This is a genomic window from Methylocystis sp. H62, from assembly GCF_015709515.1.
GTDB lineage: Bacteria > Pseudomonadota > Alphaproteobacteria > Rhizobiales > Beijerinckiaceae > Methylocystis.
This window is the reverse complement of record NZ_JADNQZ010000058.1, coordinates 537,560-561,633: the sequence shown is the minus strand read 5'-3', so window position 1 is coordinate 561,633 and position 24,074 is coordinate 537,560. Positions and strand designations below refer to the sequence as shown.

Sequence of the window (24,074 nt, the reverse complement as noted above, 5' to 3'; positions counted from 1 at the left end):
TTCAATCAATGGATGAAAACAAATCCTCTGAACGGATGACTTTATTCGAGCCCATCCGATTGTCCAGCTTCGCCTGATCAGCGATAGGCGCTCGCGACGCCGATAAAATCTTTGGCCGTCAAACTCGCGCCGCCAACCAGCGCGCCGTCGACATTGGCGACATGCATCAATTCGCGGGCGTTCGACGACTTGACCGAGCCGCCGTAAAGAATGCGAATGTCGGCGCTCTTGCCGCCGCCGAGCCTGGCTTCGATCCGCTCGCGCGCGAAGGCGTGCATAGCGGCGACGTCCTCGGTTGTCGGCGTCAGCCCTGTGCCGATGGCCCACACCGGCTCATAGGCGACGACGATATGCGCAGGAGCGTCGGCGGGGAGCGAGCCCTCGATCTGCGCGCCGACGACGCTCAATGCATCGCCTGCCTCTCGCTCAGCGCGCGTTTCACCGACGCAAATGATTGGGGTGAGTCCCGCGCGCAGCGCGGCCGCCGCCTTCGCCTGCACGTCGGCGTCGGTCTCGCCATGGTCCGAACGGCGTTCACTGTGGCCGACGATCACGTAGGACGCGCCGGCGTCCTTGAGCATCTCGGCGGAAATGTCGCCCGTGTGAGCGCCGCTGGCGGCGGCATGGCAATCCTGCGCGCCAAGGCCCAAGCGTCCTCGTTCGGCGCTATCGCGCGCAACCGCTATCAGCGTGGCCGGCAGGCAGACGATCAGTTCGGCGCGCGCGCGCAGCGCATCGTCATAGGCGGCGCCTATCGCCTCGATCTCCTCAAGCGAGGCGCGCAGCCCGTTCATTTTCCAATTTCCGGCGACGAGCGGGCGACGGGTCATGCGAAATGCTCCTGATAATACGCCTGGGTAACAGAGCTACGGGCGCGCAACAATGTGGGCGCGCCTTGCAGAAATGTCATTGCGCCGTCATTTATTTCGATATATCTGGATTTATGGAAATAGAAGCGGCTCTCGCCTGTCTGTCCGCGCTTTCGCAGCCGACGCGGCTCGAGGCCTTCCGATTGCTCGTCCGGCACGAGCCCGAGGGTCTGCCGGCCGGCGACGTCGCGCGGGCGCTCTGCGTTCCGCAAAACACGCTCTCCGCCCATCTCAACGTCCTTTCGCAGGCGAAGCTGGTCATCAGCGCCCGCACCGGCCGCAGCATCGTCTATCGGGCGGATCTTTCTCGGCTGAATGAGCTGGCGCGCTTCCTCGCCGAAGACTGTTGCGGCGGCGTGCCATGCGCGCCCGCCGACTCTCTTGCACGCATCAAATGTGAGTCTCGCCAATGACAGACAGGACCTATAACGTGCTGTTCCTCTGCACCGGCAACAGTGCGCGTTCGATCATGGCCGAAGCGCTGCTGCGCGAGCGCGGCGCCGGCCGGTTCCACGCCTATTCCGCCGGCAGCCATCCGAAGGGCGAGGTCAACGCCTACGCGCTCTATACGCTGGAGACGATGGGCCTTCCTTCCGAAGGCTATCGGTCCAAAAGCTGGGACGAGTTCGCCCGCCCTGACGCGCCCCGCATGGATTTCGTCTTCACCGTCTGCGACAGCGCAGCGGGTGAAGCTTGTCCGGCGTGGCCCGGTCAGCCAATGACGGCGCATTGGGGCATCGAAGACCCTGCGGCGGTGGAAGGAAGCGACATAGAAAAGCAGCGCGCCTTCGCCACGGCCTTCCGCTATCTGCGCAACCGCGTCGATCAGTTCTGCGCGATTCCACTGCGTCGCCTCGACAAACTCGCGCTCAGCCAGCGCCTGCGCGAGATCGGCGAGATGGAAGGCGCAACATCGCCGAACGCGACCGCGGAGTAAGTCATGACCATTTTCGAACGCTATCTCTCGCTCTGGGTGGCGCTCTGCATCGTCTTGGGCGTCGCGCTGGGCCATTTCTTGCCGGGCGTGTTTCACGCAATTGGCGCGATGGAGGTCGCAAAGGTCAACTTGCCTGTCGCGGCGCTCATCTGGCTGATGATCACGCCGATGCTGATGAAGATCGACTTCGCGGCGCTCGCGGAAGTCGGCCGTCACTGGCGCGGAATTAGCGTCACGCTCGCGGTCAACTGGGCGGTGAAGCCTTTTTCAATGGCGCTGCTCGGATGGATTTTCATCGGCTATCTGTTTCGACCCTATTTGCCGGCGGACCAGATCGACTCCTACATCGCCGGCCTTATCCTACTCGCAGCCGCGCCTTGCACCGCCATGGTGTTCGTCTGGTCGAATCTCATTAAGGGCGAGCCGCATTTCACGCTGAGCCAAGTCGCGCTCAACGACGCAATCATGATCGTCGCTTTCGCGCCCATCGTCGGGTTGCTGCTTGGACTGTCCTCGATCGTCGTGCCGTGGGACACGCTGTTTCTCTCGGTGGTCCTCTACATTGTCGTTCCGGTGATCGTCGCGCAGCTCGCCCGCAAACGGTTGCTCGCGGCAGGCGGTGAAAAAGGCCTCGCGAAGGCGCTCGCGCAGATCGGCCCGGCGTCGCTGATCGCGCTGCTCGCGACGCTCGTTCTGCTCTTTGGCTTTCAGGGGGAACAGATCATCCGGCAACCCGCGATCATCGCCATGCTTGCGGCGCCGATACTGATCCAGGTCTATTTCAACGCCGGGCTCGCCTATCTGCTCAATCGCGCGGCGGGAGAAGCCCATTGCGTCGCCGGCCCTTCGGCGCTGATCGGGGCGAGCAATTTCTTTGAACTGGCGGTCGCGGCGGCGATCAGCCTCTTCGGCTTTGACTCTGGCGCTGCGCTCGCCACCGTTGTGGGCGTCCTGATCGAAGTTCCTGTGATGCTGAGCGTCGTCTGGATCGTCAATCGGAGCAAGGGTTGGTATGAGCGCGGAGCGCTTCGATCGGCTGATCGAATCCCCGCGCCCGTCGATTTACCCTGACGATTAGCAGAGGCGATAGCCATATGCCGCGAGCTGGCGGCCGGTGATGCGCAGCATGGGCGCCGGAGCTTGATTGCCGTGGCGCCGCACGTGAGCCATGAAGGCCTGGCGCAGCCGGGGCTTATAGTGGGCGGCGAAGACCGCGGTCATGCGCGGATCGACGACGCCCCCCTCGGGCCCGCCAAACCAAGGCGCATGGAAGCCGAAAACCGCGCCCTCGGAAACGCAGGACTGGGGGTTCGCCAGATAAAGCGTGCAGGAGGAATCGCATTCAGTCGGGCCAATCCGGATTGGCTCGCCACGAGCCCGCGCCCTCGCAAGCCTGGCTTCATATTGCTCTACGCGTCCGCCATAATCGGGGGCCATGACATCGAAAGCATTCGCGGGCGCAGTCAAAAGTACAAGCGTCATCGTTCCTGCAAGACCAAGAGATCGCAGCATAGGATTTCCTTTTGGGGCGCTCGTAAGGGGCGGCCGCGCCACCCACAGCTGTCAGGGCTCAGTCGACCGAGCGCGTGTCTCGGGCCCCTCGGGAAGGGGAAGGGCTACAACTCGCGCCTCTTCCAGCTTCAGCGTTCCTTTTCTAAACAACCGATATCTGCAGTGCAAGCAGGGCCTTAACTTTATGGTGAATTATTTTTGAAGATGACGCTTGTCGGGACGGCCATACGCCCTACCGCCTTCAGCCCAACGATACGTTGAGATCCAGGGCGCGGGGGACATTCGGCGCCTAACAGACGCAGCGAAATCCATCAGCAATGTCGTTATTTATTTTTCCGAGTTTCTGAAACAGAGGCGCAAGATCAATGACGCGCCGAACGATCTTTCCTGGCCATCGAGCGATGCGCTATCAAAAAAGTCGGAAGCATTACGGCATAGAAGGCCCAGCCGTTCCGGTCTTCGTGCGCGGCTCGCGCTGTATTGTCGGCGTTGACTCAACGAAACCGCTGGCCGCTAAATTCTCGCGCAGCATTCCTTCGCGCGGCATTCCGGGCGCGATGTCCACGCCCATAACGTAAAGCCCTAGCGGGTGCGCTTGCGCTTCTTCTCGGTGTCCATCGCAAGCGACTTGCCCAGAATGTGCTCGTCGCGGCCGATGACGTGTGCGCTGGCGCCGACGATGAGCGGATCGGGTCCGTGGACGACGCTATGATCTCTATTCGGATAATCGAGGCTCGATAAAAAGTGCTGCATGCAATTAAGGCGCGCGCGCTTTTTGTCGTCCGATTTGATGACGATCCAGGGCGCGTCGGCCGTGTCGGAGAAGAAGAACATCGCCTCCTTCGCCTCGGTGTAATCGTCCCATTTGTCCATTGACGCGCGGTCGATCGGCGAGAGTTTCCACTGCTTCAAGGGATCATTCATGCGCGAGCGGAAGCGGCGCTGCTGCTCCTCGCGCGTCACCGAGAACCAGTATTTGTAGAGGCGAACGCCGGAATTGACGAACATGCGCTCAAGATCGGGACATTGGCGCATGAAGTCGAGATATTCGTTCGGGGTGCAGAAATTCATCACCCGCTCGACGCCGGCGCGATTGTACCAGGAGCGGTCGAAGAAAACGATCTCGCCCGCCGCCGGCAGGTGCTGGATGTAGCGCTGGAAATACCACTGGCTGCGCTCGCGCTCGGATGGCTTCTCCAGCGCGACGACCCGCGCGCCGCGCGGATTGAGATGTTCCATAAAGCGCTTGATGGTGCCGCCCTTGCCGGCGGCGTCGCGCCCCTCGAACAGCAAGACGATGCGTTGACCGGTCTCCTTCACCCAGTTTTGCGCCTTGAGGAGCTCCACCTGGAGGAGCTCCATGTGCCGCAGATAGACCTTCTCGCTCAGGCGGGTCTTGTAGGGAAATTCTCCTGACTCGAACGCCTTCCGGACCGCCTCGGCATCAGCCCGCAGGCGACGCACGTCCTGATGTGGCGCATGGGGATGCGCCGCGGGCTCGGCCGCTTGGACGTCCGCGGGCTCAGCCGCGACTTTGGTCACGAGAGCCTCTACGCCCGTCTCACCGACGGCGTTAACGGTTTCATCCATTATCGGCTCTCATGTCCGGCGCGCGCTCCGAATTGGAACTGTTCAGCGGGGTTCTTGTCGGGAGACTGCAGGCATTCGAAACACGGGGCAATAGCGCATTTCGACGCGTCGGCGGTTCTGTGCCGAGCGCATTGCCACGCGCCCGCCCCCTCCCTATAGTCCGCCGCCAAAACCGGGAAGCCGGATCCAACGCACCCAAGGAAGCAATACCCATGCTAGAAGGCCTGCGCGTCGCCTCGCAGAACTGGATCGGCCGCACCATCATGGCGCTGGTCATGGGCGTCATCGTCATCAGTTTCTCGGTCTGGGGCGTCGGGGACGTGTTTCGCGGCATGACGGCCCAGCGGCTCGCCCGCGTCGGCAGTGGCGAAGTCACGGTCGAGACCTATCGCAGCGCGTATCAAAACGAACTTCGCCGCATTCAGCAGCGGATGCGGCGCGCGATCACCAATGAAGAAGCGCATCAGGCGGGGCTGGACCTTCAGATCCTCGAGCGCCTCGTCACGGAAGTTGCGCTTGACCAAAAGGCGCGGCAGCTCGGGCTGGCCGCAAGCGATGAGACCACCCAGCGTCTGCTCGCGTCGGAAAAGGTGTTTCAGGGGCCCGACGGCACATTCGACGCCATGCGCTTCAAGCAGATCGCCAATGACTCCGGCTTCACCGAGCGGGGCTTCGTCGCGGATCAGAAGAACGCTTACCTGCGCAAGATGATTACCGACATCGCCGTCGCCGGAGTCGAGCCGCCCAAGTTGATGGTCGAGGCGATCTATCGTTTCCGCAATGAATCGCGAACGATCGACTACGTCATTCTGCCGCCGTCGCTGGCCGGCGCCGCAGCGACGCCATCCGACGAAGAGCTGAAAAAATACTTCGACGAACGCGAGCAGACCTTCCGCGCCAAGGAATACCGCAAGCTGACGGCGCTGGTCGTCAGCCCGTCCACGCTCGGGAAGCCGGAGAGCGTGCCTGCCGAGCAGGTGCGCAAACTTTATGACGAGGTCAAATCGAAGCGCTACGGCATGCCGGAAAAGCGTGACGTGCGGCAGATCGTGTTCAAGACGGACACGGAAGCCGAAGCCGCGCTCGCCAAACTCAAAGCCGGCGCCGACATCGAGGCGATGGCGGCCGAGCTCAAACTTAATCCCAAGGACGTCAACCTCGGCCTCGTCGAGCAGCGCGACTTTGGCGATCCCAAGGTTGGAGCGGCGGTTTTTGCGCTTCCCCAGCCGGGGCTGACCGAGCCGGTTCATACCGCCTTCGGCGCCGTCATCTCCCAGGTCAGGAGCATCGCCCCGGCGGTCTACAACAAGACTTTCGAGCAGGCCGAGCCGGAACTGCGCGCGGAAATCGCCGCGCAGGGCGCCATGCCTGAAGTGCGCCGGCTCCATGAGGCCATCGAGGATCAGCGCGCCTCCGGCAAAACTCTCGCTGAATCTGCAAAGGCCGTGGGGCTGGAGACGCAGGTCTATGACGGCGTCGACGATGCAGGCAATGACCGCAGCGGCAAGCCGATCGCCGGGCTTCCTTCCGGTCCAGACCTCGTGAAGGCCGCCTTCGCATCGGACATCGGCGTCGATAACGATACCGTCGCGACGCGGGACGGCGGCTATGTCTGGTACGAGGTCAACGGCATCGAGCCCGCCCGGCAGAAGACATTCGAAGAGGTGAAGGCGGCCGTCGTCGACGCCATGCGCAGCGACGCGGCGCAAAAGGCGCTCGCCGCCAAGGCCGATGAAATCGTCGCCAAGCTGAACGCGGGCCGGTCAATCGAAGACGTCGCCAAGGAAGTGGGCGTTCAGACCCAACGCGCCAATGACGTGAAGCGCGAGGCGCGGCCCGACTTCAACACCAACGTCATCGTTCGATTCTTCGATGTCGCGCCGCGCAACGCCGGCTCCGCCGTCGTCGACAATGGGCGGCTGGTGTTTTTCGTGCGTGACTCGACGACTCCCGTGTTCGACCCGAGTTCGATCGAAGCAAAGACGATCGCCCAGCAGCTGAAGCCTGCGTTTCACAACGACCTGCTGGAGCAATATGTCGGCGGCCTCGAGAAGGCGCTCGGCGTCGACATCAACCAGAAGGCCCTGGAAGCCGCGACCGGAGCGGAACGCGACAAGTGAGCGGCGCGCTGTTCGAGCCCGACGTCGACGCCTTCGGCGCCGAATACGACGCTGATCGGCCGCAGCTGGTCGTGACCCGGTTGGTCGCCGATCTCGAAACGCCGGTCTCCGCCTATCTCAAGCTCACGCACAGTCGGCGCGGCGCGGCTTTTCTGCTCGAATCCGTCGAAGGCGGCGCCGCCCGCGGCCGCTATTCGATGATCGGCCTCGACCCAGACGTGATTTTTCGCGTCCTCGGCGACCGCGCCGAAATTAATCGCGCTGCGCTCGACGACGCGAGCGTCTTCACACCCTGCGAGGGGGCGCCGCTTGTCGCCTTGCGTCAGCTCATCGCCGAATCCGCCGTGCCGCAGGCCGTGCGGCTGCCGCCGATGGCGGCGGGAGTCTTCGGCTACCTCGGCTATGACATGGTGCGCCAGATGGAGCGCCTGGGACCGGCCAAGGAAGACAGGATCGGCGCGCCTGATGCGCTTTTCATGCGTCCGACGGTCATGATCGTCTTTGACACGGTGCGCGACGAAATCTCCATTGTCACGCCCGCTCGGCCAAAAGCCGGCGTTGCGGCGAAGGCGGCCTACGAAGCGGCGCTGGCGCGCCTCGACAAGGTCGTCGCGACGCTGGAGGCGCCGCTGGACCATCGCGACGGCGGGACCGACGCGCAGCTTCTCGCTCAGGAGCCGGTTTCGAATACGCCGCCATCGCGTTTTCTCGAGATGGTCGAGCGCGCGAAGGAATATATTCGCGCCGGCGACATCTTCCAGGTCGTGCTGTCGCAGCGGTTCACCGCGCCTTTCGCTTTGCCCGCCTTCGCGCTCTATCGCGCATTGCGTCGCGTGAACCCGGCGCCCTTTTTATGCTTTCTCGATTTCGGCGAATTCCAGATCGTCTGCTCGAGTCCCGAAATCCTCGTGCGCGTAGCCGACGCCAAGGTGACGATTCGCCCGATCGCCGGCACGCGCTGGCGCAGCGAGGAGAAGGCGGAGGACGAGCGTCTGGCGGCGGATCTCCTCGCCGATGAAAAGGAGCGCGCCGAACATCTCATGCTGCTCGACCTCGGCCGCAACGACGTCGGCCGCGTCGCAAAGACGGGCACGGTGCGCGTCACTGACAGTTTCACCATCGAGCGCTACAGTCACGTGATGCACATCGTCTCCAATGTTGAAGGCGAACTCGATGCGCGCCACGATTGCATCGACGCGCTCGCTGCGGGTTTTCCCGCCGGCACCGTCTCCGGCGCGCCGAAAGTGCGCGCCATGGAGATCATTGACGAGCTTGAGACCGACAAGCGCGGCATCTATGGCGGCTGCATCGGCTATTTCGGCGCCGGCGGCCAAATGGACACCTGCATCGTGCTGCGCACGGCGATCGTGAAGGACGGCAAGATGCATGTGCAGGCAGGCGCGGGCGTCGTCTACGACAGCGAACCGGAATATGAACACCGCGAATGCGTCAACAAGGCGAAAGCGCTTTTCCGCGCCGCCGAGGAAGCGGTTCGCTTCGCAACGCGCGCGCGGCGGGGGCAGTAGCCATTCCCGCCAAAGCGCACGGACAGCGAAACAGGCGGCGGCGCATCTGATGGATGGCCCAACGATCTACGACGACGGCGACGATCCCTACCGCGCAATCCGCGTCGGCGAACCGAATGGCGGCGACGCCGCAAAGTGGGGCGTGCTGCTCTCGCGCTTCATGCGCATCGTCGCACTGTTTTGGCTCGTGCAAGGCTTGATGCAGTGGCGGATCATTCTCGCTGCGGAACGCTCGATCTTCGAAACCATGCCGCAGAGCGCAGCCTCCGCCGTTATTTTCTTCGCCGTGCTCGATCTCATCGCCGGCGTCGGCCTGTGGCTGGCGACGCCCTGGGGCGGCGTATTGTGGCTGCTCGTCGCCAGCGCGCAGATTTTTCTGACGCTCAGCATGCCGGGATTCTTCACCGGCGGCTATTGGCTGATCGGCGTCAACGCCGTGCTGATCGCCATGTATTTCGGGCTGACCTTCGAGGCCGGACGCGATATCGAGGCGCAGCAGATGCGCGAACGCCGCCGTCGCCGCAAATTCGACAGGAAACCGCCAAAAGCTTCCTAACGCGCAAGGGTTGTTAGAGGAATCGTTAGCGTAAATCGAACGTTTAAGTTCATCTCTCATTCACCGCAAACAGCCCCTTTCGGGGTAAACGCGCGATTCAGGCTGTTGTTTAAACTGCCTTTCACCTGCGCCGATCTAATTTGATCTCATCGAACGCCGATCAAGAGATGCGCGATGCATCCGCCCTGATGGAGAAGACGATGAGCGCCATGACCAAGACAGCCCCTGCCCGCGAGGATCGCGCCAGCGAGATCCGACCGATTTATCTCGAAGCGCTCACGCTCGTCGAACGCCTTCACCGCCGTCTGCTCGACGTCATCAAGGACGAATTCGACCGCCGCGATCTTGGCGACGTCAATTCCGTGCAGGCGCTGCTGCTTTACAACATCGGCGACAAGGAGTTGACCGCAAGCGAATTGCGCACGCGCGGCTACTACCTCGGCTCCAATGTTTCATACAACGTCAAGAAGCTCGTCGACATGGGCTATATGCATCATGCGCGCTCGCGCCTTGACCGCCGTTCGGTGCGCATCAGCCTGACCCCGAAGGGCAAGCAAATTCACGATATCGTTGCGCAGCTTTATGAGAAGCACGCGCAGACGGTCGAGCAGATCGGCGGCGTCACCTGCGACGAATTTCGCACCCTCAATACGTCGCTTTCGCGACTGGAGCGCTTCTGGACCGATCAGGTCCGCTATCGCCTCTGAGGCGATTTCGCTTTCTTCTCGTCTCTCGCCTGTTGTCTCGTCTCTCGCCGGCAATCGCCCCAGGGCCGCTTCGCCGGCGTTTTTCGTGCGTCCCTGCGCTTAGAGCCGGTTCCGAAAAAGTTGACGGACTTTCGATGAGAACCTGCTCCAACATTTTGATTTTGAGCGCTTCCCTATCGATCACATGATCCATGAGAGCAATCCATGTGAGCGGGAAGCGCTCTAGCGCAAACCGCCGCTCAGTCCTATCTTACCGCTGTTAACCACGACCGCAGGAGCTCAAATGCGTTGGTCCCTCACGATCGGCTCCTTCATGGGAACCGCCGTGCGCATTCACGTCACGTTCCTGCTGCTCTTGGGCTGGATCGGCTTTGCGGCCTACCAGCGCGGCGGCGCCGTCGCAGCGCGCGACAGCGTGCTGTTCATCGTCGCGATCTTTGTCTGCGTCGTGTTGCACGAGTTCGGCCACATCTTGACGGCGCGGCGCTATGGCATCGTCTCGCCGGTGATCACGCTGCTGCCGATCGGCGGCGTGGCCGACATGGAAAAGATGCCCGATAAGCCCCGGCAGGAGTTGCTGATCGCGCTGGCGGGTCCGGCGGTCAATCTCGTCATTGCGGCTTTGCTGATCCTGTTTCTTGGCGCTGTCGACGTGTCCGACGGGATCCAGATCAGCGACCCGTCCGTCAATCTTTTAAAACGTCTGGCGGCGGTGAATATCTTTCTTGCGGCGTTCAACTTGATCCCGGCCTTTCCGATGGACGGCGGCCGCGTGCTGCGGGCGGCGCTGTCGATCTGGATCGGCAAGGGCCGTGCGACTCGCATCGCCGCGCAGATCGGTCAGGGTTTCGCTTTCCTGCTGGGTTTTCTGGGGCTGTTCGGAAATCCGCTGCTGCTGTTCATTGCGATCTTCGTCTATATCGCCGCGGCGGGCGAAGCGCAGATGACCTCGATGTCCGAGGCGGCGCGTGGCCTGAAAGCCGCCGACGCCATGGAGACGCGCATCGGCGTGATCGAGCGCAGCGCAAGCGTGCGCGAAGCGGTGGATATCCTTCTGGCTACGTCTCAGGACGAATTCCCAGTCGTGGACGCCTCGCGCCGGCTCAGCGGCTTCCTGTCCCGCGCCAACATCATCGAAGCGTTGCGGGCTGCCGAACCCGGCGCGCCGATCGCGCCTTTCGTTCGCCAGGAGCCCGCGACGATCGATGGTCGCGAGAACATCGACGCCGCCCTGCCTATGCTCACGAGCGGAGAGGCGGTCGGCGTAACCGACGAGGAGGGGCGGTTCTTGGGTCTTCTGACCCGTCAGTCGCTGGCTGAGATCATGATGATCAAAGAAGTTCGGCCGGACTGGCGCTTCTCGCCGCGAGACGATCGCCGTCCGACGGTTGCTTAAGCCCGCCGCCCGGCCTATTGCACTGTCAAACCCGCGCCAGGAGGCTGGACAGAAGCCCAATGTCCAACGTCACGCTCATCGACAACTACGACAGCTTCACTTTCAACCTGGTTCATTATTTCGGCCAGCTGGGCGCGAACGTCACGGTTCACCGCAACGACGCCGTTTCGGTCGCCGAAGTGCTGGCCGGCGGACCCGACGCGATCGTGCTGTCGCCCGGCCCCTGCACGCCGCATGAAGCCGGCATCTGCATGGAGCTGATCTCAGCGGCCGCCGAGACCGTGCCGATTTTCGGCGTCTGCCTCGGCCATCAGTCGATCGGCGAGGTGTTTGGCGGCGACGTCATTCGGGCGCCACTGCCGATTCACGGCAAGATGGCCACCATCCTCCACCACGGCGACGCCGTGTTCCGCGGCATCGAGGGGCCATTCCAGGCGACGCGCTATCATTCGCTGATCGTCAGCCGCGACACCCTTCCCGACTGCCTACGGGTGACCGCCGAGACGCCGGACGGCCTCATCATGGCGCTGTCGCATAAGACGCTGCCGACGCATGGCGTGCAGTTCCATCCCGAGAGCATCACCTCGCAGCACGGCCACAAGATTTTACAAAATTTCCTCGATCTCGCTCGGGAGTGGAACGAGGGCCCCCGCCGGCGCGAGAAGGCGGCGTGACCGCTGTCGCGAAGATCGCCCGCTTGTCGTCGGCGTCGGACCGGCCCTCGGCGATCCGCGCTGAGTTCCAGTGAGCGAGGATTTCAAATCCTACATCGCCGCGCTGGTCTCCGGCGCGCCCCTTGCCCGCGACGAGGCGAGAGCGGCGTTTTCTCTGATTTTTCGTGGCGACGCCACACCAGCGCAGCTTGGGGCGTTTCTCATGGGCCTGCGACTGCGCGGCGAGACGATCGACGAAATCATCGGAGCCGCTGAGGCGATGCGCGCCGCGATGACGCCGGTTGATGCGCCGGCCGGCGCAATCGATATCGTCGGGACCGGCGGCGACGGCGCCGGCACATATAATATTTCCACTTTGGCCGCGATCATCGCCGCAGCCGCCGGCGCGATCGTCGCCAAACATGGCGGCAAGGCGGCTTCGTCGCTGTCGGGTTCCTCTGACGTGCTCGGCGAACTCGGCGTCAAGGTCGGCGTTTCGCCGGACGCCGCCGCCGCATCGCTCCAGGAGGCCGGAATCTGCTTCATGGCCGCGACGACGCACCACCCGGCCATGCGCCACGCCGCGCCGGTGAGAAGCGAGCTGGGCGTGCGCACGATCTTCAATTTGCTTGGTCCGCTGTGCAACCCCGCGCGGGTCGAACGGCAGATGATCGGAGTCTTCTCCCGCGACTGGCTCGAACCCTTGGCCCGCGTGCTTCGCGAACTCGGCGCAAAGCGCGTCTGGTTGCTGCATGGCGACGACGGACTGGATGAGGCGACGACGACGGGCATGACCCATGTGGTTGCGCTCGAAGACGGCGAGATCCGCAGCTTTGATCTCTCGCCGGAGGACGCGGGATTGCCCCGCGCGACGATTCAAGCGCTTGTCGGCGGCGACGCGGCGCATAACGCCAGAGCCCTGCGCGCCGTTCTGGAGGGCGCGAAGAACGCCTACCGCGACGTCGCAGTCCTCAACGCCGGCGTTGCGCTGGTCGTCGCCGGACGCGCCGCAAATGTGCGCGAAGGCGCGGCGCTGGCTGAGGCGGCGATCGATTCCGGCGCGGCGCGGAATAAGCTCGACGCGCTGATCCGCTGCTCCCATCGCGACGCCTGATCCGCCCTCCCCTTCGATCGGGATAGGATTGCGCCCGTTTATCGGCTATTCATAAGGAGCCGGCAGTCGGCGGAACAATTCGAGCGATGGCGGTCGCGGCCCGCCCGCCGTAGGCGAGAAGATGACCGACATCCTCAAAAAAATTGAAGCTTATAAGCGCACCGAGATTTCCGAGGCCAAGGTGCGCATGCCGTTCGCGACGCTCGAGCGCAACGTGCACGATCATGATCCGCCGCGCGGCTTTGTCCATGCGATCGAGCAGAAACTGAACGAGCGTCGCGTCGCGCTCATCGCCGAGATCAAGAAGGCGAGCCCATCCAAGGGAATCATTCGCCCAGACTTCGATCCGCCGAAATTGGCGCGCGCCTATGAAGCCGGCGGCGCGGCCTGTCTTTCGGTGCTGACCGACACGCCCTCGTTCAAAGGCAGGCTCGAAGATCTTGAAGCCGCGCGAAAGGCGACGCATTTGCCTGCGCTCCGCAAGGATTTCATGTTCGATCCCTATCAGGTCTACGAGGCGCGGGCTTACGGCGCGGATTGCATTCTCATCATCATGGCCGCCGTCGACGACGACGAAGCGAAGGCGCTGAACACGGCCGCGCATGATCTGCGCATGGACGTGCTCGTCGAAGTGCATGACGAGAGCGAGCTTGATCGCGCGCTGGCGCTGGAGACGCGTCTGATCGGCGTGAATAATCGCGATCTGCGCGACTTCAAAGTGTCGCTCGAAGTCAGCGAGAGGCTCGCCGAGAAGATTCCGCGCGACAAGATCATCGTCGCCGAAAGCGGAATCACGGCGCATGACGACTGCGTGCGCCTGGAAAAATCGCACATCTTCACCTTTCTCGTCGGCGAAAGCCTGATGCGCAAGCATGACGTCGAAGCGGCTACGCGCGAACTCCTGCAAGGCTCGGCAGGAAATCCCAAGTCTGACCCAGCAAGGTCACCGGCAGGCGCGTAAGGTGTGCGCGCCGCCAACGTAAGTGGTGAATTGAGTTACTTCCCCGACTCAATCTTTTCCCGCGCTGCGCTCGCAAGGAAGGCCGAGCGCGTGAGGCCACGATTGTTCGCCGCCGCATCGATCGATTCAAGTAGCCCCGCGTCGAAGGTCAGATTGGCGCGCACGACGCGGCCGGAATCGAGCAGCAGCGGAATGAGCACAGTCGTCTCTCCCGGCGCGACTTCGCCGGATGCAAGAATTTGCGTGAGCGTTCGCGCCTTATTGATCTTGAACCCGCCACCGCGCTTGTAGCTCATCACTTCGCGCAGCGCCTCCGTCGCGCTGACGATTGCCTCTTCCGGCGTCGCGCCGACGCCGACGCAACCGTCCACGTCCGGAAAGCGCACACCCCAATTCTTTCCGGCGCCGTCGATCACTCCAACGAAATGCGTCATTCCAATTGTTCCATCCATCCGGCGGCCTTGGCGATGGACCGCGCGGTTCCGGGCGTCAATTGCCGATGGCGTGGCACAGTGATCATGGCGCCGGGCCGCTTATCGTTGACGAAACGGTCATGGCTTCCGCCACCGATGTTTCTCCAGCCGTCCTTTTCCAGTCGCGCGACGATTTTACGGGCATTGGTTTCGACCTTTGCCATAAATCACCCTGCAATGCGCACTATTATACACACGATTGATCGATTCTCAATGTGATCTGACCTTGCCTCGAACCCGCCAAAAGCGCAAAACGCGAGCGATGACCAAACTCACCCACCTCTCCGCCGCCGGAGAAGCGCATATGGTCGACGTATCGGCGAAGGCCGAGACGTCTCGCGTCGCACGCGCCCGCGGCCATGTGGTGATGGCGCGTGAAACTCTGCGGCTCGCCATCGAAGGTCAGGCCAAGAAAGGCGACGTTTTCGGCGTCGCCCGCATTGCGGGCATCATGGCGGCCAAGAAGACGAGCGACCTTATCCCGCTTTGCCATCCTCTTCCCTTGTCGAGCATCTCTGTCGAGATCACGGCCGACGAGACGTTGCCGGGCCTGCGCGTCCTGGCCGAAGCGTCTGTCACTGGCAGGACCGGCGTCGAGATGGAGGCGCTGACGGCCGTCTCAATCGCCTGTCTGACGATTTATGACATGCTGAAGGCCGTCGATCGCGGCATGCGCATCGAAGGCGTTGAACTCGTCGAAAAGCGGGGCGGCAAGTCCGGCGTCTGGCGACGCGCCGAATAGTTCGACGGCGGCCGCAAGGCTCTATATCGTAACGATTGACATTTTGATGATTGTGGAGGCGCCGTCATGCGGCATTTTATTCTCGCCGTTGCGCTGCTGTTGATGAGCGCGCCAGCCTTCGCCGACCGGGCGACCGAATGCCGGAGCCAATGCGGCGAGGACGCGGCCTGCTACCGGCGCTGCATGGGCTATTCTTATCAACCTCACTCTGCCTGGAGTGGCCCCAATAGGCCGCGCGCCTACCGTCGCGCCCCATCTTCGTTCGATGCGCCAAGGGCTGAAGGACCTTCGGAGCCGAGAGGCGGCGCAGGCCCTGTCGCAAGGCCGAGCATTCTGGGCACGGCCTACGACTATCTTTATGCCCCCGGCGTGGAAACGGCGGGCTATGGCCTCTATTCCTATGTGATCCTGCCCCGGCCCAACGACCGCGCCGTCGCCTTCCTCCGCGAGCTCGTGGGGCGCTTCCCGGCGGCATCCGATGTCGCGGCGCCAAAGGAGCGGATCAACATCCTCTACATACCGACCAAGCGGGGTTCTGGCGGCCAAGCCGCCTTCCCCGCCGATGTCGATCCCGCGGTCCTTAAGACCTTCCTCAGCAAGAACTATGATTTCGCCATGGCGCAGCGCCTGCTGTTCCATTTGTGCGACAAGCCGGCGCCGGCGGTCGCGCAGCTTTGCGAGAATGATCTTTCGGGCGGTCCCTATATCCTCACCTACGCGAGCAAGATCAGCGATCTTTCGCCCTTGCCCCCGCCTTTTCTGTTCGTTGATCTGACCAATGTGCGCGCCCGCGCCTTTCCGCTGTTCGTCGCCGCCTACGCCGCCCAGGTGAAAAGGCCCGAGTTCGCGGACGGCGCGCGACTCGCCGATTTCAATCTGCAGGTCGCAAATATTCTTCTGACCGCCGCGGACTGGGTGCAACCTGTGAGCGCCGCGGTCGCGGACATCGCGCACTTCGCCGAGGCGAAAAAGAGCGATGAGGCGGCGCCGAAATGAAATTGTCCCTTCCTCGGATCGTCGCCGTTTTTCTGCTGGCGATCGCTCTTGGCGCAGCGTTCTCCTTCGCTTATCCCAGCGTCGACATTGACGCGGCGCTCGCGACAGTCATCGTGCTCGTCGCGCTCGCAGTCGAAAGCCTCGCAGCGCTCATCTATCGCCGCGTCGCGAACCGGGATTAAGTTTCGCGTGGATAAGCTTCTTTCCGTTCCCGACGCACTTGCGCGGGTGCTCGCTGGGGCTTCACGGCTTGGCGAAGAACTGACGCCGCTGGCGCGGGCGCGCGGCCGCACGCTGGCCGCCGACCTTGTCGCCCGCCGCAGCCAGCCGCCCGTCGCCGTCTCGGCCATGGACGGCTTTGCGCTGCGCGCCGCCGACCTTGCCGCCGGGCCGCTGCGGATCGTCGGGGAAAGCGCCGCAGGCCACGGCTATGACGCAGCCCTCAAGCCGGGAGAAGCGGTACGCATCTTCACCGGCGCGCCAGTGCCGCAGGGCGCCGACGCCATATTGCTGCAGGAAGACGCCCGGGTCGCCGACGGCGTGCTGGCGGCAGGCGCGACGCCCGGCCCGCATATTCGCGGCGCTGGCCTCGACTTTCGCGAAGGCGCGGTCGCGCTCTTCGCCGGCGTGCGCCTCGGCCCGGCTGAACTCGCGCTCGCCGCGGCGATGAATCACGCTGCAGTTCCTGTCGCGCGGCGCCCGCGCGTCGCGATCATCGCTTCGGGCGACGAACTCGTGCCGCCGGGCGCCGAGCCCGGCCCGTCGCAGATCATCTCCTGCAACAATCTGGCGGTCGCCGCCATCGCCGAAGACGCTGGCGCTGAAGTGATCGATCTTGGCGTCTTCCGCGATGATCTCGCGGAACTCGAACGCGGCATCGGCCTCGCCCGCGACGCGCGCGCCGACGTTCTGGTGACGCTGGGCGGCGCGTCGGTCGGCGACCATGATCTGCTGCGTCCGGCGCTGGCGCGCCAAGGGATGTCGCTCGACTTCTGGAAAATCGCGATGCGGCCGGGCAAGCCCCTGATCCATGGCGCGCTGGGCGACGCGCGCATCCTCGGCCTGCCCGGCAATCCGGTCGCGTCCTTCGTCTGCGCGCTGGTCTTTCTCGCGCCGCTCCTGCGCGCGCTGCAGGGCGATCCAGACGCCGGTTCCGACCGAACCGAGACGGCGATCGCCGGCGCCTATCTCCCCGCCAACAAGGGGCGGCGCGACTATATGCGCGCGCGGCTCGCCCTGGACGAAAATGGCCGCCTCGTCGCAACGCCGCAGCCGCTGCAGGACTCGTCGCTGCTCACCGAGCTGGCGCAATCGCAAGCGCTGCTGATCCGCGAGCCGGGCGCGCCGCCCCTGGCGAAGGGCGACACCTGCCGCATCCTTCGGCTGCCATGATCCGAGGCCGCGCATCCGTGACTTTGGCGCCGCAACATGGCAAAGGAAACGCGCGCGCTGATCAGCCCGCCACGAAAGCAGGCCCGCATGTCGATCATCGATTCCGTCCGTAAATCGCTCGTTCCGATCCATCCGGAAGGCTACGTCTTCATCGCTGGTTTCGCCGCCGTCTCCTTCCTGCTTGACTGGCTGTCGCCGACGCTCGGCTGGATGGGCTTCATCGCCACCGCCTGGTGCGCTTATTTCTTCCGCAATCCGCCGCGGGTGACGCCGCTGCGCGAAGGGCTCGTCATCTCGCCCGCGGACGGCGTCGTCAGCGCGGTCGGCTTTTTTCTGCCGCCGGCCGAACTCGGCCTGGGAGCCGAGCCGATGCAGCGCATCTCCGTGTTCATGAGCGTCTTTGATGTGCATGTGAACCGTGCGCCGATCACCGGCCGCATCTCGAGAATCGCTTATAAGCCGGGCCTGTTCCTCAACGCCGACCTCGACAAGGCCAGCGACGACAATGAACGCAGCGGCATGGTCATCGAAGCGCCGTCGGGGCGCTTTGGAGTGGTGCAGATCGCAGGACTCGTCGCGCGGCGCATCGTCGGATTCGTCAAGGAAGGCGAGCAGATCGGCGTCGGCGACCGTTTTGGCCTCATTCGTTTCGGCTCACGCGTCGATGTCTACATGCCGTCATCGGCCCGGCCCATGGTGGCTATTGGATCTCGCGCCATCGCCGGCGAGACGATCCTCGCCGACATGACCGCCGGCGTCGCCGCGCTGACATTCAAGGCGGGTTGAACACGCCATGGCCGATCCCTTCTTCTCCGGGCGCGATTCACAAGAAGGAACCCTGACGCCCTCCGAACAGCGTCGGCTGCGATTTCGCAACATTCCGTTGCGCATCGTTCTTCCCAATCTCGTGACGCTGCTCGCCCTGTGTATGGGGCTGACGGCGATCCGCTATGGAATCGAAGGACGATTTGAAACGGCCGTGACGGCGGTGATGGCCGCGGCGGTGCTCGACGGGCTGGACGGCCGCTTGGCGCGCGCCATCAAGGGCACGTCGCGCTTCGGGGCCGAACTCGACTCGCTTTCGGATTTCGTCGATTTCGGCGTCGCGCCCGGCCTGCTGCTGTATCTGTGGACGCTGCACGAGATCAAAGGCCTCGGCTGGTTCGCCGTGCTCGTCTTCGCCATCGCCGGCGCACTACGGCTTGCCCGCTTCAATGTGACGATGGACGATCCGACGAAGCCCGCCTGGCACGCCGAATTCTTTGTCGGCATGCCGGCGCCCGCCGGCGCCGTGACGGTGTTGCTGCCGCTCTATCTGCATTTCTCCGTTTTGGAGCTGCCGGCGTCCAAGGCGATGACGCCGTTTTACATCGTCTATGTGCTCGGCATCGCCTTCCTGATGGCGAGCCGCATTCCGCATTTCTCCGGAAAGCGCATCGGGCGCATACCACGCGATCTCGTGATTCCGGTGCTTTTCGGCGTGGGCGTGACGGCGCTGCTGCTGGCGATCTACCCGATGGAGCTGCTCGCCGTGCTCAGCGTCGCGTTTCTGGCTGCCATTCCGCTGAGCGTGAGGCGCTATAACAAGCTCGCGAAAGCGGAGGCGGAGAAGACCGCTCCGAAAGAGGCGTCACCGTAAGCAATAAGCGCTGGCGTCAAAAGCGATCTTTGCGATCACGATAATTTTCCGCCTTTGCCCCCTTCGCGATTTCTGCCAGTTGATCGCGCTCAGGCACGGGAACGAGCAGCACGCCAGATCCTTTGGGGATGAAAGCGAACTCCTGGCCGGGCTGCCATTTGTGCGCCTCGCAAACCGCTTTTGGGATCGAGATCTCAAATCTGGCGGAGAGAGTGACGGCGTCGAAGTTTTTCATACGTAACCATCGTCAATCGTCATCAAGTCAGAAATTGACATAGACCGTTCGAAATCAAGCTCACCGAGCGGCGGCAAGCGGCGCCAGCGGCTGGCTCTCGACCTTCTGATTGAGTGGCGGCGGCCCGGCGGCGGCGGTTCCGCCGCTTGCGTCGATGACGGCCTGGGTGTCGGCCTCCCCCGGCCGCGGGGCTGTCAGCTGCGCGCCGATCTTTCGCACCACGTCGGGCGCTTCGGCGAATGCGCCATGCCCGACGAAGTCGGTCGAAAACGACGAAATATCGTGCACGGCGACCCCCAGTCGGTCGAGCTCCGACTTGTCTTCAGGATTGGTGGGATTCATCGCGCCGAGGCGCGGCCGGTCGCCGGCGATGCGCGACGCGAGCGACAGCGCGCGATCATTATTGGCGACGAAAATCGACACATGCCGAGGATCGACGCGCGCGACCTGTTGGCGGAAAACATTGAGATCGATGTCGGGCGCCGCCAGCATGACCTCGCCAAGTTTGCCGTCGAGATCCGGATGGCCGGACTGCGCGACGCCGCGCAGCGTCTCCATCGTCAGCCACGCGCCCATCGAATGCGCGAGCACATGAATGCGGCCGACGCCGGGCGTGCGCGACAGTTCGACGACGAACTTCTCAAGCGCGTCGCGTGAGACTGTCGCCGCTTCCTTGTCGGACTCGTAGTTGAACAGACCGCCTCGGGAATTCCAGGTAAAGAGCGCGGGAACGCCGGAGAAGCGTCCGTCGGCGACAATCTGCGCCAGACGAAAGCGCGCCTCTTCGACTCCCGTGTTGAAGCCGTGCACGTAAAGCAGCACGTCGCGCGAATTGCCGATGCGCCCCGAGACATGCGAGGCGACTTCGCCGTAGAACTCCCGCTCATCCATATTGCGCTTCGACAGCACGGTGAAATGCCGCCGCAGATCGGCGCCGCCAAAGCTGGGACGCTCGAGGCTTCCAGCACGATGGTTGAGCGGGACGCCAATCGACGTTAGCGAAAAATGCGCGCGGCCGTCGTCTGTCGCGCCTTCGGAACGCCGCGTCGAAGCGACGAAAATGGCGACATCCGACGGCTCGCCCTGGGCTCCGGCGACAAGAGAAACGGCGTTGCCGACGTGGCCGTCGACCATACGCATGCCGTCCGACACGCAGCCGGCAAGCGACGCCGCGATCAAGAGCGCGCTTAAGCGCGTCAGCTTTTTTCCATGAGTGCGCAAATTGATTGGCTCGATCCAGCGCCTGCTCGGAACTGAATCCTGAGCGGCGCGCTTCGACTGAGGCGCTTCGCCTCTCCACCATCGTTTCTGACAAAAGAAAGCGACCAAAGCGGGGCGACACGCCCGTCGCGATAGGGAAAAAGTCTCGACATTTCATGTAGCCCGCGCAAATCGGTCGCACTTGCGCGAATGAGGGTCGCCTGCGCATAGTGCCAAGAAAATAACATTCAGGGAGATCCGACGTGGCGGCGCGCCCGCTATGTCGAAAAGCCAATGCGGATCAAAATCTTGGGGTCGGGCGCCGGCGGCGGCTTCCCGCAATGGAATTGCAACTGCGCGAATTGCCGGGCTGTCCGCGCCGGAGCGCCCGGCTTTTTGCCGCGCACACAGTCCTCATTGGCGGTGAGCGTCAATGGCGCCGACTGGCTGCTGCTCAACGCCTCGCCCGATCTGCGCGAGCAAATCGCCGCCGCGCCCGAGCTTGCTCCCGCGCCTGATGACGGTCTGCGCGCGAGCCCGATCAAGGCGGTGGCGCTGACAAATGGCGACGTGGATCACGTCGCGGGTCTTCTCAACATGCGAGAAGCGCAGCCGTTCAGCCTCTACGCTGCAGGCCGCGTTCTCGATGCGCTCGGCGCCAATCCGATCTTTACGATCCTGCAGACGCAACTCGTGCCCCGCATCGAGCTGCGCATAGAAGAAGCCGTGCCTGTCACCGGAGCGGGCATTGATCTAGGTCTCGCGATCCGCGCCTTTCCCGTTCCGGGCAAGATCGCGCTCTATCTCGAAAACGCGAATGCGCCGAATTTCGGAACAAGCGCCGGCGACACGTTGGGGCTGGAAATCATCGAAGCCGAAACTGGCGACTCGTTCTTTTACATTCCAGGATGCGCCAAGGTTGACGCGGACCTCGCCGACCGGCTTCGCGGCGCCAAGCTGGTGTTCTTCGACGGCACGCTTTTCCACGAAAGCGAGATGATCGAGCAAGGTCTGCTCGGCAAAACCGGCTCGCGCATGGGCCATATCAACGTCAGCGGCGCCGATGGCTCCATCGCCGCGTTCGAGCCGCTCGACGTGAAGCGCAAAATCTACGTGCACATCAATAATTCCAATCCTCTGCTCAACGAATTCTCGGACGAATATGCGATCGCCCAGGCCGCCGGCTGGGAAATCGGCGAGGATGGCATGGAGGTCAACCTGTGAACGAGATCGTAGCCATTGATTGGCGGGGCGCCGCGCCGCTCGCCCGCGACGAATTCGAAGCCTCGATCCGCGCCGTCGGCGCCGGGCGCTATCACGACAAGCACGAGTTTCATAAGCTGCTGCACGGCGGCAAGCTCCAGAAGGAGCAGGTCGCCGCCTGGGCGCTGAACCGCTACTGCTACCAGGAGGCGGTGCCGCGCAAGGACGCCGCCTTTATGAGCCGCGTCCATGATCGCGAGCTGCGCCGCGAGTGGATCCATCGCATTCATGATCATGACGGCCTCGGCGAAGAAGGCGGCGGCATCGAGCGCTGGCTCGTGCTGACGGACGCTCTCGGCTTCTCGCGCGATTACGTGACCTCTCGGCGCGGCGCCCTCCCCGCGACAAAATTCGCCGTCGAAGCCTATGTGCGCTTTGTCGTCGAGCAGCCGCTCGTCGTTGCGGTCGCGTCTTCGCTGACCGAACTCTTCGCGCCGTCGATCCATCGCGAACGCATCGTCGGAATGCTTGAAAGCTACGACTTCGTCGACGACCAGGTGATGGCCTATTTCAAGCGCCGACTGACCCAGGCGCCGCGCGATTCCGAGTTCGCGCTCGGCTATGTGCTCGATAACGCCAAAACCCGCGCCGAACAGGAAGCCTGCGTCGGCGCCGTACGGTTCAAATGCGACGTCTTGTGGGCGCAGCTTGACGCATTACATCACGCCTACGTCACGCCCGGGCCGATCCCGCCTGGCGCATGGCGGCCAGGAGAAGCAAATGTCTGAGGCGCATGCCGCGCGGTTCGTGATCGGCCCGGACGCGCGTCCGGCCTTCACGCGCTGCGCGCGGCTGCATGAAGACCGCGCGCGATCCCGAACGGTTATTCTGGCGCCCGAGCGCGCCTATGAACTCGATCCGATTGGGCTGATCGTTCTGCGCGCGATCGACGGCGCAACACGCCTCGCCGATCTTTGCGCGCGGCTCGCGCAGCAATATTCCGCGCCGCTCGACATCATCACGCGCGACGTTACCGCGCTGCTGCAAGGCCTCGCCGACAAGCGGCTGCTGCGCGACGGAACCGACGAATTCGCAGCGCCGTCGCCGTCCGCCTTCTCCTCTTCGATCGCGCCATTCACGGGCGGACCCGCGGGGCTGCTCGCCGAGCTTACGCATCGCTGCCCGCTGCAGTGTCCCTACTGCTCCAATCCGCTTGAGCTCGAGCGCTCGAATATGGAACTCACCGCCGATGAATGGGGCGAGACCTTCCGTCAGGCGGCGTCGATCGGCGCGCTGCAGCTGCATCTTTCCGGCGGCGAACCCACCGTTCGACGCGATCTTGAAGAGATCCTCGCACAGGCGGTCGACGCGGGGCTCTACACCAATCTCGTTACCTCCGCCGTTCTACTGACGCGCGAGCGGTTGCAGCGTCTCGCCGAGATCGGCCTCGATCATGTGCAGGTCTCCATCCAGGATGTCGTTCCTGAGAGCGCCGACAAAATCTCGGGCTATCAGGGCGGCGTCGCCAAGAAGCGCGACGTCGCGCGATGGACGCGCGAATTCGGCATGGGGTTGACGATCAATGCGCCGATGCACCGGCAGAACATTGCGCATCTGCCGCAGATCATCGATTTCGCCGTCGAGGTCGATGCGCAGCGCATCGAGATTGCGCATATTCAATATTACGCCTGGGCGCAGATGAACCGCGCCGCGCTCATCCCGACGCGCGAAGCTTTTATGGAGACGGTCGGCATCGTCGACGAGGCGAAGAAGCGTCTCGCTGGCGTTCTCAATTTCGATTTTGTCATCCACGATCATTACGCGACGCGGCCGAAAGCTTGCACCGGCGGCTGGGGCCGATCGATCATCGCTGTGACGCCATCCGGCAAGGCCCTGCCCTGCCACGCCGCGCAGACCTTGCCGGGATTGGCCTTCGACAATGTGCGCGAGCGGCCGCTCGGCGACATCTGGCGGAACGGCGCGGCCTTCAACGCCTTCCGCGGCACGGACTGGATGAAGGAGCCCTGTCGTTCTTGCGAGCGCCGTGAAATCGATTTCGGCGGCTGCCGCTGTCAGGCGTTCGCGATCGCCGGCGACGCCGCGGCGACAGACCCCGCCTGCCATCTCTCGCCCGACCATGCGCGCTTCGCCGCTTACGCCGAAGTCGAGTCGCACGTCACGGCGCCGGAATTTATCTACCGCCGCTATGGCGGCGCCGCGGCGTCGACGGCGCGCGCCAAGGAGCCGGCGTGA

At 63.6% G+C, this 24,074-nt stretch carries 27 protein-coding genes; 20 read left to right on the top strand and 7 right to left on the bottom strand.

The window, feature by feature from the left end:
* Window positions 1-77: 77 nt before the first annotated feature.
* Complete coding sequence (tpiA, locus tag IYY11_RS19350) at window positions 78-830, bottom strand: triose-phosphate isomerase (RefSeq protein ID WP_196405350.1); 753 nt, start codon at window positions 828-830, stop codon at window positions 78-80.
* Window positions 831-943: 113 nt separating this feature from the next.
* Here tpiA and IYY11_RS19345 point away from each other — a divergent pair, with 113 nt between their 5' ends.
* Genes IYY11_RS19345 through arsB form a run of 3 tightly spaced genes read left to right on the top strand, consistent with a single transcriptional unit; the run spans window position 944 to window position 2,877 of the window.
* Window positions 944-1,282, top strand: a complete 339-nt coding sequence (locus IYY11_RS19345) for a helix-turn-helix transcriptional regulator (protein ID WP_196405349.1) — start codon at window positions 944-946, stop codon at window positions 1,280-1,282.
* Window positions 1,279-1,806, top strand: a complete 528-nt coding sequence (locus IYY11_RS19340; RefSeq protein WP_196405348.1) for an arsenate reductase ArsC — start codon at window positions 1,279-1,281, stop codon at window positions 1,804-1,806. Before IYY11_RS19345 ends, IYY11_RS19340 begins: the two co-directional genes overlap by 4 nt.
* Before the next feature lie 3 nt (window positions 1,807-1,809).
* Window positions 1,810-2,877, top strand: a complete 1,068-nt coding sequence (gene arsB, locus IYY11_RS19335; RefSeq protein WP_196405347.1) for an ACR3 family arsenite efflux transporter — start codon at window positions 1,810-1,812, stop codon at window positions 2,875-2,877.
* Between the two features lie 3 nt (window positions 2,878-2,880).
* Here arsB and IYY11_RS19330 read toward each other — a convergent pair whose 3' ends face one another.
* Together IYY11_RS19330 and ppk2 are read right to left on the bottom strand one after the other, a co-directional pair.
* Window positions 2,881-3,318, bottom strand: coding sequence for a hypothetical protein (locus tag IYY11_RS19330; protein ID WP_196405346.1), 438 nt, complete (start codon window positions 3,316-3,318; stop codon window positions 2,881-2,883).
* A gap of 582 nt (window positions 3,319-3,900) precedes the next feature.
* A complete protein-coding gene (ppk2, locus tag IYY11_RS19325; protein WP_196405345.1) occupies window positions 3,901-4,908 on the bottom strand; it encodes a polyphosphate kinase 2 in 1,008 nt (335 codons plus the stop codon).
* Window positions 4,909-5,120: 212 nt separating this feature from the next.
* Here ppk2 and IYY11_RS19320 point away from each other — a divergent pair, with 212 nt between their 5' ends.
* The 8 genes from IYY11_RS19320 (at window position 5,121) to trpC (ending at window position 13,941) form a co-directional block, all read left to right on the top strand.
* Window positions 5,121-7,028, top strand: coding sequence for a peptidylprolyl isomerase (locus IYY11_RS19320; RefSeq protein ID WP_196405344.1), 1,908 nt, complete (start codon window positions 5,121-5,123; stop codon window positions 7,026-7,028).
* Entirely contained in the window at window positions 7,025-8,554 is a 1,530-nt protein-coding gene (trpE, locus tag IYY11_RS19315) for an anthranilate synthase component I (protein ID WP_196405343.1), read from the top strand. Before IYY11_RS19320 ends, trpE begins: the two co-directional genes overlap by 4 nt.
* A gap of 49 nt (window positions 8,555-8,603) precedes the next feature.
* Window positions 8,604-9,110: a DUF6163 family protein gene (locus IYY11_RS19310; RefSeq protein ID WP_196405342.1), complete on the top strand. Its 507-nt coding sequence runs from the start codon at window positions 8,604-8,606 to the stop codon at window positions 9,108-9,110.
* A 200-nt stretch (window positions 9,111-9,310) separates the two neighbouring features.
* Window positions 9,311-9,817, top strand: a complete 507-nt coding sequence (gene ldtR, locus IYY11_RS19305; protein ID WP_246720113.1) for a transcriptional regulator LdtR — start codon at window positions 9,311-9,313, stop codon at window positions 9,815-9,817.
* A 283-nt stretch (window positions 9,818-10,100) separates the two neighbouring features.
* A complete protein-coding gene (locus IYY11_RS19300; RefSeq protein ID WP_196405341.1) occupies window positions 10,101-11,213 on the top strand; it encodes a site-2 protease family protein in 1,113 nt (370 codons plus the stop codon).
* Between the two features lie 59 nt (window positions 11,214-11,272).
* The gene (locus tag IYY11_RS19295; protein WP_018408698.1) at window positions 11,273-11,887 is read left to right on the top strand and encodes an anthranilate synthase component II; all 615 of its coding nucleotides are present in this window, start codon (window positions 11,273-11,275) and stop codon (window positions 11,885-11,887) included.
* Between the two features lie 70 nt (window positions 11,888-11,957).
* On the top strand, window positions 11,958-12,980 hold the full coding sequence (gene trpD / locus IYY11_RS19290; RefSeq protein WP_196405340.1) for an anthranilate phosphoribosyltransferase: 1,023 nt from the start codon (window positions 11,958-11,960) through the stop codon (window positions 12,978-12,980).
* A 121-nt stretch (window positions 12,981-13,101) separates the two neighbouring features.
* A complete protein-coding gene (gene trpC, locus IYY11_RS19285; protein WP_196405339.1) occupies window positions 13,102-13,941 on the top strand; it encodes an indole-3-glycerol phosphate synthase TrpC in 840 nt (279 codons plus the stop codon).
* Between the two features lie 35 nt (window positions 13,942-13,976).
* On the opposite strand, the gene IYY11_RS19280 is transcribed toward trpC, so the two are convergent.
* The gene (locus IYY11_RS19280; RefSeq protein WP_196405338.1) at window positions 13,977-14,375 is read right to left on the bottom strand and encodes a type II toxin-antitoxin system HicB family antitoxin; all 399 of its coding nucleotides are present in this window, start codon (window positions 14,373-14,375) and stop codon (window positions 13,977-13,979) included.
* Window positions 14,372-14,578, bottom strand: coding sequence for a type II toxin-antitoxin system HicA family toxin (locus IYY11_RS19275; protein ID WP_196405337.1), 207 nt, complete (start codon window positions 14,576-14,578; stop codon window positions 14,372-14,374). Before IYY11_RS19275 ends, IYY11_RS19280 begins: the two co-directional genes overlap by 4 nt.
* 98 nt (window positions 14,579-14,676) lie before the next feature.
* Here IYY11_RS19275 and moaC point away from each other — a divergent pair, with 98 nt between their 5' ends.
* The 6 genes from moaC to pssA all read left to right on the top strand — a co-directional run bounded on the left by moaC (window position 14,677) and on the right by pssA (window position 19,183).
* Complete coding sequence (gene moaC / locus IYY11_RS19270; protein WP_196405336.1) at window positions 14,677-15,156, top strand: cyclic pyranopterin monophosphate synthase MoaC; 480 nt, start codon at window positions 14,677-14,679, stop codon at window positions 15,154-15,156.
* Between the two features lie 66 nt (window positions 15,157-15,222).
* Window positions 15,223-16,152, top strand: coding sequence for a hypothetical protein (locus IYY11_RS19265; RefSeq protein WP_196405335.1), 930 nt, complete (start codon window positions 15,223-15,225; stop codon window positions 16,150-16,152).
* Entirely contained in the window at window positions 16,149-16,334 is a 186-nt protein-coding gene (locus IYY11_RS19260; protein WP_196405334.1) for a hypothetical protein, read from the top strand. Before IYY11_RS19265 ends, IYY11_RS19260 begins: the two co-directional genes overlap by 4 nt.
* Window positions 16,335-16,341: 7 nt before the next feature.
* Window positions 16,342-17,544, top strand: coding sequence for a gephyrin-like molybdotransferase Glp (gene glp, locus IYY11_RS19255; RefSeq protein ID WP_196405333.1), 1,203 nt, complete (start codon window positions 16,342-16,344; stop codon window positions 17,542-17,544).
* A gap of 36 nt (window positions 17,545-17,580) precedes the next feature.
* Window positions 17,581-18,330 carry a phosphatidylserine decarboxylase gene (locus IYY11_RS19250; protein ID WP_196405332.1) on the top strand — a complete coding sequence of 250 codons (750 nt, stop codon included), beginning with the start codon at window positions 17,581-17,583 and terminating at the stop codon, window positions 18,328-18,330.
* A gap of 7 nt (window positions 18,331-18,337) precedes the next feature.
* Window positions 18,338-19,183: a CDP-diacylglycerol--serine O-phosphatidyltransferase gene (pssA, locus tag IYY11_RS19245; protein WP_196405331.1), complete on the top strand. Its 846-nt coding sequence runs from the start codon at window positions 18,338-18,340 to the stop codon at window positions 19,181-19,183.
* 16 nt (window positions 19,184-19,199) lie between these two features.
* On the opposite strand, the gene IYY11_RS19240 is transcribed toward pssA, so the two are convergent.
* Together IYY11_RS19240 and IYY11_RS19235 are read right to left on the bottom strand one after the other, a co-directional pair.
* Window positions 19,200-19,418, bottom strand: coding sequence for an AbrB/MazE/SpoVT family DNA-binding domain-containing protein (locus IYY11_RS19240; protein WP_196405330.1), 219 nt, complete (start codon window positions 19,416-19,418; stop codon window positions 19,200-19,202).
* 60 nt (window positions 19,419-19,478) lie between these two features.
* Window positions 19,479-20,639: an alpha/beta hydrolase gene (locus tag IYY11_RS19235; protein WP_246720090.1), complete on the bottom strand. Its 1,161-nt coding sequence runs from the start codon at window positions 20,637-20,639 to the stop codon at window positions 19,479-19,481.
* Between the two features lie 273 nt (window positions 20,640-20,912).
* On the opposite strand from IYY11_RS19235, the gene pqqB reads away from it, so the two are divergent.
* The 3 genes from pqqB to pqqE are packed head-to-tail and all read left to right on the top strand — an operon-like array spanning window position 20,913 to window position 24,074.
* On the top strand, window positions 20,913-21,842 hold the full coding sequence (pqqB, locus tag IYY11_RS19230) for a pyrroloquinoline quinone biosynthesis protein PqqB (RefSeq protein WP_196405328.1): 930 nt from the start codon (window positions 20,913-20,915) through the stop codon (window positions 21,840-21,842).
* Window positions 21,839-22,609, top strand: coding sequence for a pyrroloquinoline-quinone synthase PqqC (pqqC, locus tag IYY11_RS19225; protein ID WP_196405327.1), 771 nt, complete (start codon window positions 21,839-21,841; stop codon window positions 22,607-22,609). Before pqqB ends, pqqC begins: the two co-directional genes overlap by 4 nt.
* Window positions 22,602-24,074, top strand: coding sequence for a pyrroloquinoline quinone biosynthesis protein PqqE (pqqE, locus tag IYY11_RS19220; protein ID WP_196405326.1), 1,473 nt, complete (start codon window positions 22,602-22,604; stop codon window positions 24,072-24,074). The genes pqqC and pqqE overlap by 8 nt, the downstream gene beginning before the upstream one ends.